Here is a 15,990-nt window from a genome sequence, read left to right as displayed (position 1 = left end):
AATCGTTGCGTGCATCAGGCCGTTGCAAGCAACACCGCCTCCGCCGCCTTGCGCGCGCGGAGGCGTTTTGCATTCTGCAGCCTGCGCTTGCTCCGCTCGGTCATGCGATAAGCGGTCTGGTCAGACATGCGCCAGGTCACGATCATTACGAACTTCGCTGCAACATGAATTGATCGAAAAGACCAGGTCCTCGGACGCAACAAAACCGGCTGCCGGGTGGACCTACCTCGCAGCCCGATGCATGCCGATTCATCTGCCCACCCGGCATGCAGACGGCCGACCGCAACGCGAGCGCGCCACCGTGGCAACGCACGCGATCTCGCACCCGAGGAGCAGAACCGGAGCAAGCCGATGCCTTTGTACTTCGTGCGTCACGGCGAGTCGCTCGCCAACGAACAGAACTATTTCGCCGGCGCGCAGAACTCGCCATTGACCCCGCTGGGGCGTCGCCAGGCGCGGCAGGCGGCCGAGGAGGTCAGGCGCCGTGGACTGCAGTTCGACCAGGTCCACGTCTCGACGCTGGAGCGCGCGCAGGCGACCGCGGCGATCATTCTCGACGGTGTGCCCGGGACGCCGCAGGTCATCTCCAGCGCGGCATTGGTGGAACGCGATTTCGGCATCTTCGCCGGCAAGAACAAGACCCTGATCAAGAAGTCGATCGGCCACCGGCTCTACGACGCCTGCTTCCATGACGCGCAAGGCGCGCCACCCAACGGCGAGCATTGGATGGACATGTACGCGCGTTGCAAGCAGTACTACGAGACCGTGCTGGCGCCGCTGGACCGCCAGGGCAAGCAGGTGCTGGTGGTGGCGCACAAATACATCGTCGAGGTGTTCGCCCTGATCGCCTCCGGCCTGCCGCCTGCCGACTACATCGACTTCCGGCTTCCCAACTCGCGGCCGCTGTCGTGGGACGAACTCAAACACATGACCGCGCGCAGCTCCTCGCGTTTGAACTACCTGGGCGAGCAGACCGAAATCCATTTACTGCAATGGATGCTGATTGCCGCAGTGGCCGGCTTTGCGCTGTCGTGCCTGGGCGTGTCACTCCCGCATGGCATCAGCTCCGCCGCCATCGTGGCGCTGCTGGCCGCCAATGCGTTTTTTCTGTCGGTGCGTATCGAACCTGACGCGATGCGACTGACCCGCGGCCCGGAGAACGTCGCGCTCAGCGTGATCAGTGTGGGGCGCGCACTGATTGCGATGGTGCTGCTTACCCAGTTCGACAACGCGTGGATGCACGTCCTGGGCTTGTTGCTGATCGTGCCACCGGCGCTCTCGGTGCCGACCTTTTCGCTGGCGCGCGGCGGCGACTATTTCTTTGCCGCGCGCTATACCCTGGTGCTGTCGATGCTGTTGCCGGTGGTGCTGTTGCTGCTGTTCCTGGATCATCGCGAGGTCCTGGGCAGTGCGCATGCACTGGAGCGGTATTTCGTGGTGCTGCTACTTGCGCTGGCCTTGCCCTGCCTGCTGGCACAGGGCTGGCGGCGTGCGCGTCCGATCGCTGCGGGCAAGCTGGCAACCAACTGGGGCTGGGTCGGCTCACTGACGATGGTGCCGATGGCCTTGCTGGTCGCGCTACGCGCCGGTGGCACCGCGTTGGCGGATGCATTGGCGCATGGCGGCTGGCGGTCCTGGGGCGCACTGCTGTTGCCGTTTGCGCTACTGCTGACATGCCGGCTGGGCAGCGCGGCGTCCCTGTACCTGCAGCAGCGCGTTACCGGCAAGCGTATCGGCGCGGCGATCCGCTCCGATATCCATCTGCTGCAGACATCGCCCAACATCTTCCTGTGGCTGAGCCTATTGCTGCCAGGCACCTTCGCGCATGCGCCCAAGCTGGTGGCCGGCACGCTGCTGAGCTTCTTCGCCTTCGCGCTCCTGGATGAAACCTGGGTCGTGCGGCGCTTCCGCGCGCAGATCAAGCCGGCGTTGCAGCAGCACCCTGCGCGCGCCACGACCGCGGCTTCGCCGCCCGCCACGCCAGGCGACGTCGCACTGGACAGCCGATGACGCGGCCCGCCTCAGGCGCGGCGATCACCGCGCCCGGGGCGGTCATCACGATGAGCGCCATGTTCAATGAAGACAGCCATCAGCATCGTTGCGGATCGCTGCGTGCTGGAGTTACCAGGCGAACGGCGCGGTGACTCTGCGTGCACCGAGCAGGAACGCATCGGCCACATGCACGAACGGTGCGACATCCACGTCCGAGTCGCCCGCGCGCACCAGCTGCACAAAACGCCGGTACAGCCCATCGTATTCACTGGATGCCGGCACTGCCTGCGGCTGCCCGTCGATGCTCAGCTTGGCGCCGCCTTCGCTGAGCACGAGCAGCCCCTGCGTGGTTTCCACCTCGATGTCCCAGCGCTGATGACCGGTCTGCAGAAAATCGAATTCCGCCGTCACCGGCACGCCGGCGGTATCGACGAAGGCGAGCCGGGCAGACAGCGGTGCCTGGCGGTTTTCCGGCGTCTGCAGTTCGGCCTCGCGCAGGGCGAAGGGGCGCGGCAGCAGATGCGTGACGATGGACAAGGCGTTGATGCCGGGATCGAACACGCCCATGCCGCCGGGTTCGAGAATCCAGTCCTGCCCAGGGTGCCAGTGGCGGATGTCTTCCTTCCAGGTGATATGCGTCCGCACGATCTGCTTGTCGGCCAGCCACGCACGCGCAGGCTCCACGCCGGCCGCGTAGCGCGAATGCCAGCTGGTGAACAGGCTGCGCTGCGCATGCTGCGCCACAGTGCGCAGATCGTTGATCTCGGCGAGCGTGGCCGCCGGCGGCTTTTCCAGGAAGACATGCCGGCCAGCCGCCAACGCCGCTTGCGCCAACGCATGTCGCCCGACCGGTGGCGTGCACAACGCGACCGCTTCCAGCTCCGGATGCGCGGCAAACGCCTCATCCAGGGTTTGATACGCCGGTACGCCGTCGACCGTGCCATGCCGGCTTACCGTGGCCACCAACTGCACATCGGGGCGCGCGGCAATGGTCGGCACGTGTTGATCACGGGCGATCTTGCCGATCCCCACCAGGGCAATGCGCAATGCGTCTGGATGCTTCATCGAAACCTTCGTGCTGATAAGGAGAGCGGCGACACGATCGACTGATCGCGCACCATGGGGCAGCGCAGCGGTAGGCCGCGTCCGCCAGCGCGATGCAGTGTACGGTCAGCGCGCAGCCCACCGCGAGACATCGCTCCTGCTTGTTTTGCTATACCTGCCCACGTACGGCGATGGCGACCTGCAAGCGCCGGCATTCCCGCGCCAGCCAGCGCCATGGTCCTGTCCTGCGATTGACCTCACCGTCGATGCAGCCCAGCATCGCCGCCGGCACGCCGATGTGCCGTCGTCACGGAAGGCCGCTTCGATGTTGCATCATGTTTCGCTGGGCGTTCGCGCAATCGAGGCATCTGTCGTGTTTTACGACGCCGTTCTGGGGCGCTGGGCCACATGCGGGTGTGGTCCGATCTTGAGCCGGGCACGCTCGACCAGGCCGTGGGCTACGGCAGACCCGGTGGCGAAGACAGCCTGGCATTGAAGCAACGCCCGGCCACGCACTGCGCGCCGGGGGACGGCTTCCACCTGGCCTTTGCCGCGATCGATGCAGCAGCGGTGGATGCCTTTCACCGGGCAGCGCTGCAACACGGCGGCCGTTGCAACGGTGCACCCGGTCTGCGGCCGGATAACGGCAGCAGCTACTACGCCGCCTTTGTCATCGACCCCGACGGCCACCATCTGGAAGCGGTGCGAGCCGGCACGCGATAAACCGCCCGGCGCTGCGTCGCTGCATGAGCACCAGCAGCCAGGCCTACGGTCGCATCGCCAGGCTGCTGATCGCGTGCGCTCACATTTCCAGCACCACCTTGCCCAGGTGGCTGCCCTGCTCCAGATAGCGGTGCGCGGCGGCGGCCTCGCTGAGCGGGAACCGCTTGTCGATCAGCACGCGGATCTTGCCCTGTTCGATCCAGGGCCACACCACGCGTTCGACCTCTGCCGCCAGCCGCGCCTTTTCATCGGCGTTGCGCGGGCGCAGGGTCGAGCCGGTCAGGATGGCCTGCTTGCGCATCAGCTGCGGGATCGGCACCTCGATGGTGGACCCGGCCTGCGAGGCGATATAGACGATGCGTCCGCGCGGGTTGAGCGCGTCGAGCGTCTGCGCAAAGACGGCCGCACCCACCATGTCGAGCGCCACATCCACCCCGGCGTGCGCCTTGGCCACGTCGACGAACGACTCACGGGTGGAGTCGATGGCGATATCGGCGCCCAGCTCGCGCGCCTGCGCCGCCTTGGCTGCCGAGCGTGCGGTGGCCAGCACGTGCGCACCGGCAGCCTTGGCCATCTGGATGGCGGTGACGCCGATTCCGGACGTCGCCCCATGCAGCAGCAGCCATTGGCCGGCTGCCAGCTGACCATGTTCGAACAGGTTGGTGTAGGCGGTGAAGATGGTCTCCGGCAGCGCGGCCGCCTGCACCAGATCCATGCCTGCAGGAATCGGCAGCACATGGCGCGCATCGACCGCGGCGTATTGCGCGTACCCGCCGCCGCCCAGCAAGGCGCAGACACGGTCGCCGACCTTCCAGCGACCGGCGGGCTCCACGATCTCGCCGGCAACTTCCAGCCCCAGCGTTTCCGGCGCGCCTGGCGGCGGCGGATAGTGGCCGGCGCGTTGCAGCAGGTCGGGCCGGTTGATGCCGGCGGCATGCACGCGGATCAGCACCTGCCCCGGTGCCGCACGCGGGCGCGGTTGCTCGGTGGCGTACAGCGCATCGGCGTCGCCCTTGCCATCGCGGATGGCGATGGCGGTCATCGTGGTGTCGCTCATGCAGGCGCTCCGTTGAGGGGCGCCCAGTGTAGGCAGGCAGACGTCAACGTGCGGCGCAGATGCCGCATGTTGCATCGCGCGCCTGCCAGCAGCAGACGCGCGTGGCAGCGTTCATTCCTCGCCGGGGACCACGTCCTGATCGATGTACTGGCGGATCGCCTCGAACACCTTGGAGGTACCGTCGTCCTGGCCCGACGGCAGACGCGCGGCAAAGTCGCTCAGCAACTTGTTGCCATCCACGCCGGGCTGCTCGGCCAGCGCCAGCGCCAGATCGCCGACGCTACGCGCCAGCGCAACCCAGATGCGGCCCAACGATTCGGCGATTACATCCATTTCTTCTTCTTGCATGTTGCGCTCCGGTCAAGCGGCGTGGGGTGACTGAGCTTACCGCGTGCAACGCAGACCGAGACAAGCGCGTAGAAGCAGGCTCGGCCCTTCCAGCCGCTGCACCTTTTGGCTGCCTGCACGGCGCGCAGATGCGTGCGCAGGATCAACCACCACCGGATATGCATTCATCGCGATGAAGCGATAGTATGCCGGCACGATCCGCAGAAGCCGCCGCGATGACGCATCTCAGTTTCGAGTTCTATCCGCCCAAGACCGACGACCAGCGCGCGCAGCTGGACCGCACCGCGACCAGGTTGAAGGGCTACGCGCCGGAATATGTCTCGTGCACCTTCGGTGCCGGCGGCTCCACGCTCAGCTACACCTCCGAGACGGTGCGCCATCTCAAGCAGAAGCACGGGTTCGAAGCGGCGCCGCACCTGTCCTGCGTGGGCGGCAGCCGCCAGGAGATCCGCGAACTGCTCAAGTTGTATCGCGCCATCGGCTGCACCCGCATCGTGGCGCTGCGCGGCGACCTGCCCTCGGGCATGGGCCATCCCGGCGACCTGCGCTACGCCTCGGACCTGATCGCCTTCATCCGCGCCGAGCACGGCGATGCCTTCCGGATCGAAGTGGGCGCCTATCCGGAAACCCATCCGCAGGCGACCGATGCGCTGAGCGATCTGCGCTATTTCAAGGCCAAGGTGGATGCCGGCGCGGATGCGGCCATCACCCAGTATTTCTACAACGCCGATGCCTACTTCCATTTCCGCGATGCGGTACAGCGCATGGGCGTGGCGATCCCGATCATTCCCGGCATCATGCCGATCTCCAATTTTTCGCAATTGCGGCGCTTTTCCGAGCAGTGCGGCGCGGAGATTCCGCGCTGGATCGGCAAGAAGATGCAGTCCTATGGCGACGATGCCGAAGCGGTGCGTGCCTTCGGTGCGGAAGTGGTGGCCACGTTGTGCCAGCGTCTGATCGCCGGCGGCGCGCCGGCGCTGCACTTCTACACACTCAACCTGGCCAAGCCGACCACCCAGGTGCTGCAGCTGCTCGGTCGCTGATCGCAGCAGCGCACCTGGCCACGGGCAATGCGCCGCACGTGCGCTACCTCACCGCCGGCTCGCACTTGCTGCGCACGGCGCAAGTCGGCAACCCGCATACCTGCCACATCGGGGACTGTCAGCAAGTCCACCACGCAGGCGTGGCCGGCGGCACCAGACCTGGAGGGCCATGAATCCTGGTATTTGTCGCCAGCTCACACGTGGCCGGCTACGCTGCGTGGATGCCTCGCATCCCGCCCATGCTGTTACTGCTGCTTGGCCTGTCTGCCGCTACCGGCGTGCAGGCACAGGAGATCCGTCGCTGCGTCACGCCGGATGGGCAGACCATGTTCACCGACCGCCGCTGCGAAGATGTGGGCGCCGCTACGCGTGCGCCACCTGCCCCACGCGCGCCGGGCAACACCGGGCTGCATCGCTATGGCTGCCCCCGGCGGCTGAGCGAGCTGGTGACGTTGCTGCAAACCGCCGTGGACAGCCGCGACGTCAATCGATTGTCCAGCCTGTACCTGTGGAGCGGGCAATCCGACGCGGCGGCCAACCAGGTGCTGAGCCGCCTGGAGGCCATCGTGCAACGCCCCTTGCTGGACATCGTGCCGATGTATCCGCAAAGCGACCCACCCACCTGGGACGTAGACAACACCGCAACAACACCCTCGCTGGACGGCAGCGCAATCGATGCGCCCTTGCCGGCGCCCACGCGCCCGCGCCCATGGGGATTGCGCCTGGAACAGAACCTCGCCAGCGGCACCCCGGCGCGGAGCGTGTTGCGGCTCCGCCGGCAGTACAACTGCTTCTGGGTGACGTTCTAGCGCAGCGCGCCCTTGGAGGACGCCAGCGGATTGCATGGGCGAAGTGCCTGCGTCGGTGGAGCGTATCGGCTCCGGGAGTCCGTTGGACCCCATGCCTCGGGAGGTGATGCCTGCAGGCTACGCGGCAAGCCGGTCCATGATCTGTGTAGCCGCCTGCTGCGGGTTCGGCCCGGCGCTGTCGATCACCCAATGCGGCTCGCTCCACACCGCGCATTCATGCGCGAGTACGGAGGACCAATCCGGCACACGCAGTCCGACCACGTCGCTCCGACGCGATTCCACGCGCTGCCGATGCATCTTGCGATCGCTGCACACTCCTTCGGTTTCAAGCAGGCGGCTGCGTGTGCGGCGATCGCCCGGCAATCCGCCGAACACCACCAAGGTCGCTGACCGCACGGTCACTGCGGCCACAGCGCGCGAATCGCCGCAATACCTTGTGCGCCGTGGGAACGCGCTTCGCGCAGGTCGTCGGCCTGCATCCCGCCGAGTGCGTAGATCGGCAGCGCGACCTGCTCGCGCAATCGTTCAAATCCGTCCCATCCCAACGGCGTCGCGCCTGGATGCGACGCCGTCGCCTGCACCGGCCCCAGCACCGCAAAATCGCAGCCGAGCCGTTGCGCGTGACGGAGATCCTCCAGGCCATGGCACGACGCGGCGACGACCTGTTCGGTTGGCAACGGACGCTCCTGCAAGGTGGCAAGTTGCTCCGAGCCCAGATGCACGCCGATGCCGAGCTCCCCGGCCAGCGCGATGTCGCGGTTGAGCAACAGCTGCGCGCGTGCACGACCACGCAAGCCCATCACCTGTTGCAGCAAGGCCCTCCAGTGCGCGGGCTCGGCCTGCCGTGCGCGCAACTGGATGCGCGTGAGTCCGCTTTGCAAGGCGCGCTCCAGACCTTCCAGCCATAACGCAGCGTCATCGGGCTCGGGGGTGATCAGATAATGGTCGGGCTGACGCAGCACGCCCACCACCGGCACGTCGGCCGGCGGCATCGAATAGCGGGCAAGCTTGTCGGCCGCCACCCAGGTCATCGCCTGGCCCTCGCGGCCGCGCGGGCTGCCTTTCCAGGCGGTGATGTGGCGCACTTCCAGACGCAGCCGCTTGTCCGGATACAGCTGCGGCACCTCCATGACCCACTCGCCTACCTGCGCCTCGATGCCGAGCTCTTCGTTGAGCTCGCGCACCAGCGCCTGCTCGGAGGTTTCGCCGGGTTCGCGCTTGCCACCAGGGAACTCCCACAGCCCCGGCATGTCGCGGGTTTCGGTACGGCGGGTCAACAGGATCCGACCGCGGGGGTCGGTGATCACGCCGGCAACGACGTGAATGGATCGAAGGGAATCAGGCATGGCGCAAGAGTGCCGCGAGTGAGCGGTGCAGCGCAATGAGGCCGGGATTGGGAATTGGGGATTCGGGATTGGCAGAAGCACACATGCGGCGCCTTGACCAATCCCGAATCCCGAATCCCCAGTCCCGACACTACAGCGGATGACCGATGCGCCAGAGCACGCCGCTGGGGTCATGCAGTGTGAAATCGCGTGCGCCCCACGGCCGATCTTCCGGCGCGCTGAACGTCACGCCGAACTGCTCGTCCAAGCCGATGTCGTGCACGTGCTGCCACCACCCGTCGGCATCGTCCACCCACAGGTGCAACATCAGGTTTTCGGCCAGCTCGCGCACATAGAAATCCTGCAGCAGGAACGCACAGTGCGCACCGTGCCGAAAGCAGGTCACATTGCCGACCTCGTCTTCCTGCACGAATCCCAGCGCACGATAGAACTGCTGCGACAGCACATAGTCCCGTGCAGGCACGAACACCTTAAGTTGCTGGCTCGACAGCTGCGACATGACGCACTCCACGCGGGACGTAGCGGCGAGCATACGCCTTGCCTGGGCAGGCGAGACCAGAACCCAAGAAGAGGTGACTGACGACGCGAGAGCAACATGGCTGGCAGCCTATGCCAGGAGGCATCGTCACGTACCGGTCGGGGTGCTTGAGGGCCGTCCGTGCGCGAGGCTTTGGCGTCGCCCAGATCGGAACATCAATGGTCGGCAGCGTGTGTGGTTGGAAGCGCCGATGAGATCCAGACTAGCGAACGCTGGCTGGAAACCCGCGCGAGGTCCTGAAACGACGAATGGCTCCTCACGGAGCCATTCGATGATAGGTTAAAAGCAGACCGATGCCGCTTAGAACGCCACCTTCCAGTTCAACTGCGCGCCCACCTCACGCTGACCATCGCCGGCACGTCCCTGTCCGACTAACGACAGGCGACTGTTGGCGGAGGTGTTGAGGGAGACGCCGAGCTCGGCGATGCCGACATTGCGTGCCAGCGGTACACCGCCAACAGTAAATGTGCTGCTGCCGGCAGCGAAGCGTTGCCTGGAATCGGCGCGTAGTTCACCGGCGGCATTCTGCCAGGCCAGGCCAGCTTCCAGGCGTGCACCATCTTGCAGACCGCCACTGATATCCCAAGAGGCTCGCACGCCAGCGGTGGACGTCCACACTTCATCCTTGCTGGCATCAATCGCCAGCGCCGCACTGCCGCCAGCTTCTACTCCCGCGTTAGTGGACAACCGCGTGTAAGCCGCGGCGACGTATGGGGTCAACGTGAGCGTTCCCAGCTCGAAGTCCCAGCCGCCCTCAACAAAAGCCGACACTGCGTCGGCGTCGTAACGACCGCCCAAGCGCTGGGCAATACCGGTTCCCACGCCGACAGTGCGTTCGGTGCCTATCTGGTAGTCCGCATAGCTGGCACCGCCGTCGATCCATACAGCCTCGCCACGATAGCCAGCGTATAGCCCGGCATGCACCGCATCGACGTCGGAGGACGCGTTACGCGCCTGTAGCTGCTGACGTAGCGACTCGGCACCGGCGGCAAGCCCGACCGTCCAACGCTCGCCAAACGACCAGTCCACACCGGCCATCAGGCCGTCGCGATTCTGGCGAGCACGGGCAGCGGAGCCATCGCCATCCTGCCGATTGGAAGCGCCGCTGCCGGCGACCCAACCCGATGCACCGCCGTCTTCGGCGATGCTTGAGGTCTGACGCAGGTGCTGGCTGATCCCTTCGCGCAGGAAGCGATCCTCCAATAGCAGTGCCCGATTGCTGGCGTGGACTTCACCCGAGAGGTCATCGAATGCCGCACGGGCAGTATCGGCATCCATGATCAGCAGGCCGTTATAGAGCGCCAGTGCATCACCGGATTGCCGCAGCGTATCCAATGCCGCGGCGGTAGCACGCTGGTTGCCGCTGATTGCGACCGTACCGAACACCAAAGGCGGGGCAATGGGAGCAACCGGGGTGACAGGAGCGATCGGCGGCGCAGGTGTCACCGGCGTAACCGGATCGACCGGGGTGACCGGAGTACCCGGATCGACAGGTGGGGCCGGAGTGACAGGCGGAGTGGTGTCCTTCACCGCGAGGGTCAACTGCACCTGGTTGGCGGTATAGACAACGCTCGGGTCGATAAAGGCAGAGCGCGAGGTCACTTGGTCGAAGCGGCCCTGCACCCCGCCAGCTGCCTCCAGAATCGTATATGTCTGGCCGTTCTGATAACTGACAGACGGGTCCAGCGCAGTCACGCGCAACGCGGCGTCGGCGGTGTTGGTCAAGCCGGAGGTACGGCCCAGATAGGCCGTGCCGCTCACGGCGAGCTGATCGCTCTGGCCGTTGCCGAGCACATCGACGTCATAGAACGAGGTGCCGCTAATCGTGGCGCCCAACCCATTATTTGCAGCAAGGTAAAGGTCTCCATCGAAGGTCATCTTGCCGATGCCGTTCTGGCCCGGCGACAAAGTGCCACCGTCGCCAAGAAAGGTGTCCCCGAGCCTGGCGTTACCGGCCAGGATGCCTTCGCCAGCTACCACAGCAATCGAGCTGCGTACAGTCTCGGCCGTGCTACCCAGATTGATCTGTTGTTGAAAACCTGACGTACCGTTAAGCACAAGAGTGCCGCCGGACACAAGGATCTCCTGGACAAATGCTCGGCTAGGATCTGTGTAACCCTGACCGGTATAAAGATCCGAGTTAATAACCAGCGTGCCGCCGGTGACATTGATCTCACCGCCGAACGCGGTCAGATTGCCATCCAGACGAGTGTTGCCAGAGAGTTGTAGCAGTTGCCCGCTAACCCACGAATTGCCGCTAGGCACGCTGCTGATGGCGTTCGGCAAGGTGGCATCGCCAGTGTGATTGAACACCAAACCACCGGAGTTTGCCTGCATCAAGATTGGCGATGCAGATAATTGCCCAGGCGCTTCGGCAGCGCGCCAGGCCGGCGCAGTGTTGGCGATCGACCACTGGTCCATGCCCCCACCTAAAGCCAGATAACCTGCGCTGCCCAGCGTAATCCCGCTGCCTCCGTCGATGCGGCCGCCGCTGCTCGCGCTGAGCACGCCATACGGTTCAAACACCGTGCCTCCAATGGTAAGGCCGTTGGCTGCTGCGATCGCTGATCCAACACCACTGACACGAACCTGATCGTGCTCAAGCCGGGGCGCAAACGTCGAGGAGTTAAGTCCGCCGGAAACCGATAAGGTATCCGTATTGATGACTGCGCCATCGAGTACCTCAACGTTGGTGAAGGTCCGCATCGCACCACTATTGGTCCAGCTGGAACCAGCACCGGTAAGTGTCGCGTTGGTCCGCGTATTGGCGTAGGAATCCTTGATGGTGGCAGTGGTCGAACGGATCGCCGCACCGCCTTCAACCAGCAGCTCATTGCTGACATCCACGCGGGGGGCTTCGATCGCCGAACCGGCACCGCTGACCACGATACGGCCGGTCTGGCCAAAGTCGTCACTGATGCCGTTCGGGCGCTCAGCGCGCACGTCGGTGGTTGCGCGGAGCACAGCGCCGCCGGACAGGGTCAGACTTCCGTCTCCGTTGGAGCCGACCGAGACCGTGTCTGCGTTGATCCTGCCCGTGCCGGTCACGGTCACCACGCCGCTGGAATCGCTCTGTACACCGAGCATCAGCTCTGCGGTATTGAGCTCACCGCCATCGGCCACGTTCACGGTGCCATTGCTGGTGCCGTTGTTGGTAAGGTTGATGAGGGTGCCGCCCAGATGCACACCGCGGTCTGCGTTGACCGTGCCGCCGTTGCCGACGTTGAGAGTGCCGTCGCGCACCATGCCGACCAACAAGAAATTGTCGGTGATGGCCAGAGTACCGCCGTTGCTGACATTGACAGTACCGGCGCCGTTGGTGCTGTGACCAAGGCTCATGCCGTAGTCATTGACCACTGAGTAGGGCCGTGTTGTCGTGACGGTTCCGCCGTTGGTGATCTCCATGGTGCCGGTGCCGCCGCGGCCGACGATGATATTGCGGGCGGTAAGTGCCGAGCCAGCACCAGTGACCAGCACATTGCCGGTACTGCCCTGCTGGTTGCCCAACGTCATCAAGCCCGCCGTGGTGGCCTGGCTGCCGTCCTGCAGGGTCATGTTGCCGATGCCGGCATCGCCAACGAGCAGGTCCCAGAACCCGCTATTGATGGCTAAGCGTGCGCCCGGACCAGTCAGGCGCAAGGTGCCATTGCCCGCTGCGGTGCTGCCCAGCGAGATATCCTCTTCGGAGGTGACCACAGCGGTGCCGCTGACATCGACCACAACGATGCCATTTGGACCAACGCGGAAACCATCGCTGTATACGCGCGAGCTGGTGATGGTCTCATCGCTATTGAAATCGAATACGGCAGCAAACCCGGAAGGCGCTGCAACCAGGGCGAGCGCAGCCAGCATCGCCGCAGTCAGCGGCGAACGATGGCTGATGCCGACGCTGCCGGTAGCGCGGGCAGAGGAACCGTGAGACGTGGCCAATTCAGATGCAACCTGCATCGAGCCGGTGGCGCGGTTACGCACCAGGCGATAGATCCTGTTCATGAAGCTCCATTTTGTAGATTGATCAAGGACACGATGACGCCGCATTGCACGGATTTTCGTCGTGAGCTGAGACCCGGCGTCGTGCAGGCAACGCGGCTCACAAAGGTAAATGGTCATCGCGCCACGACCTAGGCCGACTGACCCGGTGCAGCGTGGGGATGCGCCTGACGGCAGTGTGGGGTTTTTCCTAGCAGTGCATATCTGATATGCAGGCCATATGCAGGGCCGCGTGGCGTTCGATGAGGCGTTCGCTAAAGACCGTGCGCGCCCCAGGAGTGACAGCGAAAAAAAAGCCCCGCACTAGGCGGGGCTTTTCAATCAATGCAGCTCTGCTCAGCTGAGCTGACCGTGGCAATGCTTGTACTTCTTGCCGCTGCCGCAGGGGCACGGGTCGTTGCGGCCGACCTTGGGTTCGTCGCGGGTGACCTGCGAGACCGGCACCGGGGCGTTGGCGCCCTGCATCTGTTCCACTTCTTCGTCGGCACCATAGCCGCCGGCATCCTGGTGCTGGAACTGCGAAGCCATCAGGCGGGCTTCGGCCTGGCGACGCTCCTGCTCTTCCAGTTCGGCCACTTCGTCTTCGCTGCGAATACGCACGCGTGCCAGCAGGTTGATCACCTCGCGCTTGACGTTCTCCAGCATTTCGGAGAACAGCTCGAAGGCTTCCTTCTTGTATTCCTGCTTGGGCTGCTTCTGCGCGTAACCACGCAGGTAGATGCCCTGGCGCAGGTAATCCATCTTGGCCAGATGCTCCTTCCAGCCCTGGTCGAGCACGGTCAGCATCACGTGCTTTTCCAGTGCGCGCATGGTGTCGTTGCCCACGGCCGCTTCCTTCTCGGCAAAGTGCGCGCCCACCGCTGCCTGCACTTTGGCGGCAATCTGTTCGGCGTCCAGTTCTTCCTGGGTGCGTGCCATTTCGCGCAGCGCAAGCGGCATGCCCAGTTCCGATTCCAGCGTGGCTTCCAGGCCCTGCAGGTCCCACTGTTCGTCCACCGAGTTGGGCGGCACGAAGCGTGCGACCAGGTCGTAGATCACATCGCCGCGGATGCCGTCGACGTTGTCCTTGACCGATTCGGCATCCAGCAACTCGTCGCGCTGGGCGTAGATCACCTTGCGCTGGTCGTTGTTGACGTCGTCGAAATCCAGCAGGTTCTTGCGGATGTCGAAGTTGTGCGCTTCCACCTTGCGCTGCGCCTTTTCGATCTGCCGGCTGACCAGGCGGTCTTCGATGACGTCGTCTTCCTTCATGCCCATCATGCGCATCGCCTTCTGCACCCAGTCCGAGGCGAAGATGCGCATCAGGTTGTCTTCCAGCGACAGATAGAAGCGCGACGACCCCGGGTCGCCCTGACGACCGGCACGGCCGCGCAGCTGGTTGTCGATACGGCGCGATTCGTGGCGCTCGGTACCGATGATGTGCAGGCCGCCGGCCGCCTTGACCGCGTCGTGCCGACGCTGCCATTCGGTCTTTACCTGGAAGCGCGCTTCTTCGGTCGCCTCCTCGCCGAGTGCGTGGTATTCGGACTCGAGCGACCCACCCAGCACGATGTCGGTACCGCGACCGGCCATGTTGGTGGCAATGGTCACCGCGCCCGGCTGGCCGGCGTTGGCCACGATGGTGGCTTCGCGCTCATGCTGCTTGGCGTTGAGCACTTCGTGCTTCACGCCTGCCTTGCGCAAATGCTCGGAGAGCATCTCCGAGGTTTCAATCGAGGTGGTACCCACCAGCACCGGCTGGCCACGCTTGGCGCAGTCTTCGATATCGGCCAGCACCGCATTGAACTTGCCCTTGCGGTTGAGGAACACCTGGTCCGGATGATCCTTGCGCACGGTCGGGCGGTTGGTCGGGATCACCACCACTTCCAGGCCGTAGATGCTCTGGAATTCATAGGCTTCGGTATCGGCCGTACCGGTCATGCCGGACAGCTTCTTGTACATGCGGAACAGGTTCTGGAAGGTGATGCTGGCCAGCGTCTGGTTCTCGCGCTGGACCGGCACGCCTTCCTTGGCCTCGACCGCCTGGTGCAGGCCGTCGGACCAGCGCCGCCCGGACAGCGTGCGGCCGGTGAACTCGTCAACGATGACCACTTCGCCATCGCGCACGATGTAGTCCACATCGCGCTGATAGATCGCATGCGCACGCAGCGCGGCGTTGAGGTGGTGCACCACGCTCAGGTTCTGCGCGGCATACAGGCCGTCTTCGGCATTTTCCAGGATGCCGGCCTGCATCAGCAGTTCTTCGGCGTGGCCCATGCCCGCCTCGGACAGATGCACCTGCTTGCCCTTCTCGTCGATCCAGTAATCGCCCTCGCCTTCCTCGCTTTCCTGCTTGGTCAGCTGCGGCACGATGCGGTTGACGCGGATGTACAGCTCCGGCGACTCGTCGGCCGGGCCGGAAATGATCAGCGGGGTGCGCGCTTCGTCGATCAGGATCGAGTCGACTTCGTCGACGATGGCGTAATGCAGGTTGCGCTGGTAACGGTCGGCCCGCGACAGCGCCATGTTGTCGCGCAGGTAGTCGAAGCCGAACTCGTTATTGGTGCCGTAGGTGATGTCGGCAGCGTAGGCGGCGTGCTTGTCGCTATGCGGCATGCCCGGGTACACCACGCCTACGCTCAGGCCCAGCCAGTTGTACAACTTGCCCATCTGCGCGGAGTCGCGACGCGCCAGGTAGTCGTTGACCGTGACCACGTGCACGCCCTCGCCCTGCAGCGCGTTGAGGTACACCGGCAGGGTCGCCACTAGGGTCTTGCCTTCGCCGGTGCGCATCTCGGCGATCTTGCCCAGGTGCAGCACCATGCCGCCGATCAGCTGCACATCGTAATGGCGCATGCCCAGCACGCGGCGGCTGGCCTCGCGGCACACCGCAAAGGCTTCGGGCAGGATCTTGTCCAGGGACTCGCCGGCGGCAAGCCGCTGCTTGAACTCCGGGGTCTTGGCTTGCAGCTCGGCGTCGGAGAGCTTCTCGATCGTCGGCTCCAGCGCATTGATCTGGGTGACGAGGCGGTTGAGCTGGCGCAGCTGGCGTTCGTTACGACTGCCAAAGACACGGGTAAGCAGACTGTTGATCATTGAAGAAACCGGTTGAAAAGGAACG

At 64.7% G+C, this 15,990-nt stretch carries 11 protein-coding genes and 2 pseudogenes; 4 read left to right on the top strand and 9 right to left on the bottom strand.

Annotation, left to right across the window (positions count from 1 at the left end):
• Positions 1–14: 14 nt before the first annotated feature.
• Positions 15–146: a hypothetical protein gene (locus ABQZ09_RS10995; RefSeq protein ID WP_349776882.1), complete on the bottom strand. Its 132-nt coding sequence runs from the start codon at positions 144–146 to the stop codon at positions 15–17.
• Positions 147–351: 205 nt separating this feature from the next.
• Here ABQZ09_RS10995 and ABQZ09_RS10990 point away from each other — a divergent pair, with 205 nt between their 5' ends.
• Positions 352–2,010, top strand: coding sequence for a histidine phosphatase family protein (locus ABQZ09_RS10990; RefSeq protein WP_349776881.1), 1,659 nt, complete (start codon positions 352–354; stop codon positions 2,008–2,010).
• Positions 2,011–2,121: 111 nt separating this feature from the next.
• Here the strand turns inward: ABQZ09_RS10990 and ABQZ09_RS10985 are convergent, their stop codons facing one another.
• The gene (locus ABQZ09_RS10985; protein ID WP_184552837.1) at positions 2,122–3,057 is read right to left on the bottom strand and encodes a Gfo/Idh/MocA family protein; all 936 of its coding nucleotides are present in this window, start codon (positions 3,055–3,057) and stop codon (positions 2,122–2,124) included.
• A 304-nt stretch (positions 3,058–3,361) separates the two neighbouring features.
• On the opposite strand from ABQZ09_RS10985, the pseudogene ABQZ09_RS10980 reads away from it, so the two are divergent.
• Positions 3,362–3,759: pseudogene (locus tag ABQZ09_RS10980) on the top strand (VOC family protein).
• Positions 3,760–3,838: 79 nt separating this feature from the next.
• Here ABQZ09_RS10980 and ABQZ09_RS10975 read toward each other — a convergent pair.
• A complete protein-coding gene (locus tag ABQZ09_RS10975; RefSeq protein WP_039404142.1) occupies positions 3,839–4,816 on the bottom strand; it encodes an NAD(P)H-quinone oxidoreductase in 978 nt (325 codons plus the stop codon).
• Positions 4,817–4,927: 111 nt separating this feature from the next.
• A complete protein-coding gene (locus ABQZ09_RS10970; RefSeq protein ID WP_184552839.1) occupies positions 4,928–5,164 on the bottom strand; it encodes a hypothetical protein in 237 nt (78 codons plus the stop codon).
• A gap of 215 nt (positions 5,165–5,379) precedes the next feature.
• On the opposite strand from ABQZ09_RS10970, the gene metF reads away from it, so the two are divergent.
• The gene (gene metF / locus ABQZ09_RS10965; protein ID WP_184552841.1) at positions 5,380–6,207 is read left to right on the top strand and encodes a methylenetetrahydrofolate reductase [NAD(P)H]; all 828 of its coding nucleotides are present in this window, start codon (positions 5,380–5,382) and stop codon (positions 6,205–6,207) included.
• 221 nt (positions 6,208–6,428) lie between these two features.
• Positions 6,429–7,016 (top strand): hypothetical protein, encoded by a 588-nt coding sequence (locus ABQZ09_RS10960; protein WP_184390644.1) that lies wholly within the window; start codon positions 6,429–6,431, stop codon positions 7,014–7,016.
• Positions 7,017–7,133: 117 nt separating this feature from the next.
• Here ABQZ09_RS10960 and ABQZ09_RS10955 read toward each other — a convergent pair.
• The 5 genes and pseudogenes from ABQZ09_RS10955 to secA all read right to left on the bottom strand — a co-directional run.
• A pseudogene (locus ABQZ09_RS10955) lies at positions 7,134–7,367 on the bottom strand (AAA family ATPase); the annotation flags it as partial.
• Between the two features lie 47 nt (positions 7,368–7,414).
• Positions 7,415–8,362, bottom strand: coding sequence for a Nudix family hydrolase (locus ABQZ09_RS10950; RefSeq protein ID WP_228314374.1), 948 nt, complete (start codon positions 8,360–8,362; stop codon positions 7,415–7,417).
• Between the two features lie 130 nt (positions 8,363–8,492).
• Positions 8,493–8,861 carry a VOC family protein gene (locus tag ABQZ09_RS10945; protein WP_184552847.1) on the bottom strand — a complete coding sequence of 123 codons (369 nt, stop codon included), beginning with the start codon at positions 8,859–8,861 and terminating at the stop codon, positions 8,493–8,495.
• A 339-nt stretch (positions 8,862–9,200) separates the two neighbouring features.
• Positions 9,201–12,893: an autotransporter domain-containing protein gene (locus tag ABQZ09_RS10940; protein ID WP_349776880.1), complete on the bottom strand. Its 3,693-nt coding sequence runs from the start codon at positions 12,891–12,893 to the stop codon at positions 9,201–9,203.
• 333 nt (positions 12,894–13,226) lie between these two features.
• A complete protein-coding gene (gene secA / locus ABQZ09_RS10935) occupies positions 13,227–15,965 on the bottom strand; it encodes a preprotein translocase subunit SecA (RefSeq protein WP_184552850.1) in 2,739 nt (912 codons plus the stop codon).
• Positions 15,966–15,990 lie beyond the last annotated feature (25 nt).

Origin of the sequence: Xanthomonas sp. WHRI 6106, from assembly GCF_040202405.1 — a bacterium.
GTDB lineage: Bacteria > Pseudomonadota > Gammaproteobacteria > Xanthomonadales > Xanthomonadaceae > Xanthomonas > Xanthomonas cannabis.
This window is presented reverse-complemented; position numbering and strand designations above follow the sequence as displayed.

Excerpts from the sequence above, each read along its gene's own strand:
- ABQZ09_RS10945 (WP_184552847.1), bottom strand. The coding sequence starts at position 8,861 with ATGTCGCAGCTGTCGAGCCAGCAACTTAAGGTGTTCGTGCCTGCACGG.
- ABQZ09_RS10950 (WP_228314374.1), bottom strand. The coding sequence starts at position 8,362 with ATGCCTGATTCCCTTCGATCCATTCACGTCGTTGCCGGCGTGATCACC.
- ABQZ09_RS10940 (WP_349776880.1), bottom strand. The coding sequence starts at position 12,893 with ATGAACAGGATCTATCGCCTGGTGCGTAACCGCGCCACCGGCTCGATG.
- ABQZ09_RS10970 (WP_184552839.1), bottom strand. The coding sequence starts at position 5,164 with ATGCAAGAAGAAGAAATGGATGTAATCGCCGAATCGTTGGGCCGCATC.
- metF (WP_184552841.1), top strand. The coding sequence starts at position 5,380 with ATGACGCATCTCAGTTTCGAGTTCTATCCGCCCAAGACCGACGACCAG.
- ABQZ09_RS10960 (WP_184390644.1), top strand. The coding sequence starts at position 6,429 with ATGCCTCGCATCCCGCCCATGCTGTTACTGCTGCTTGGCCTGTCTGCC.
- ABQZ09_RS10975 (WP_039404142.1), bottom strand. The coding sequence starts at position 4,816 with ATGAGCGACACCACGATGACCGCCATCGCCATCCGCGATGGCAAGGGC.
- ABQZ09_RS10990 (WP_349776881.1), top strand. The coding sequence starts at position 352 with ATGCCTTTGTACTTCGTGCGTCACGGCGAGTCGCTCGCCAACGAACAG.
- ABQZ09_RS10985 (WP_184552837.1), bottom strand. The coding sequence starts at position 3,057 with ATGAAGCATCCAGACGCATTGCGCATTGCCCTGGTGGGGATCGGCAAG.
- secA (WP_184552850.1), bottom strand. The coding sequence starts at position 15,965 with ATGATCAACAGTCTGCTTACCCGTGTCTTTGGCAGTCGTAACGAACGC.
- ABQZ09_RS10995 (WP_349776882.1), bottom strand. The coding sequence starts at position 146 with ATGATCGTGACCTGGCGCATGTCTGACCAGACCGCTTATCGCATGACC.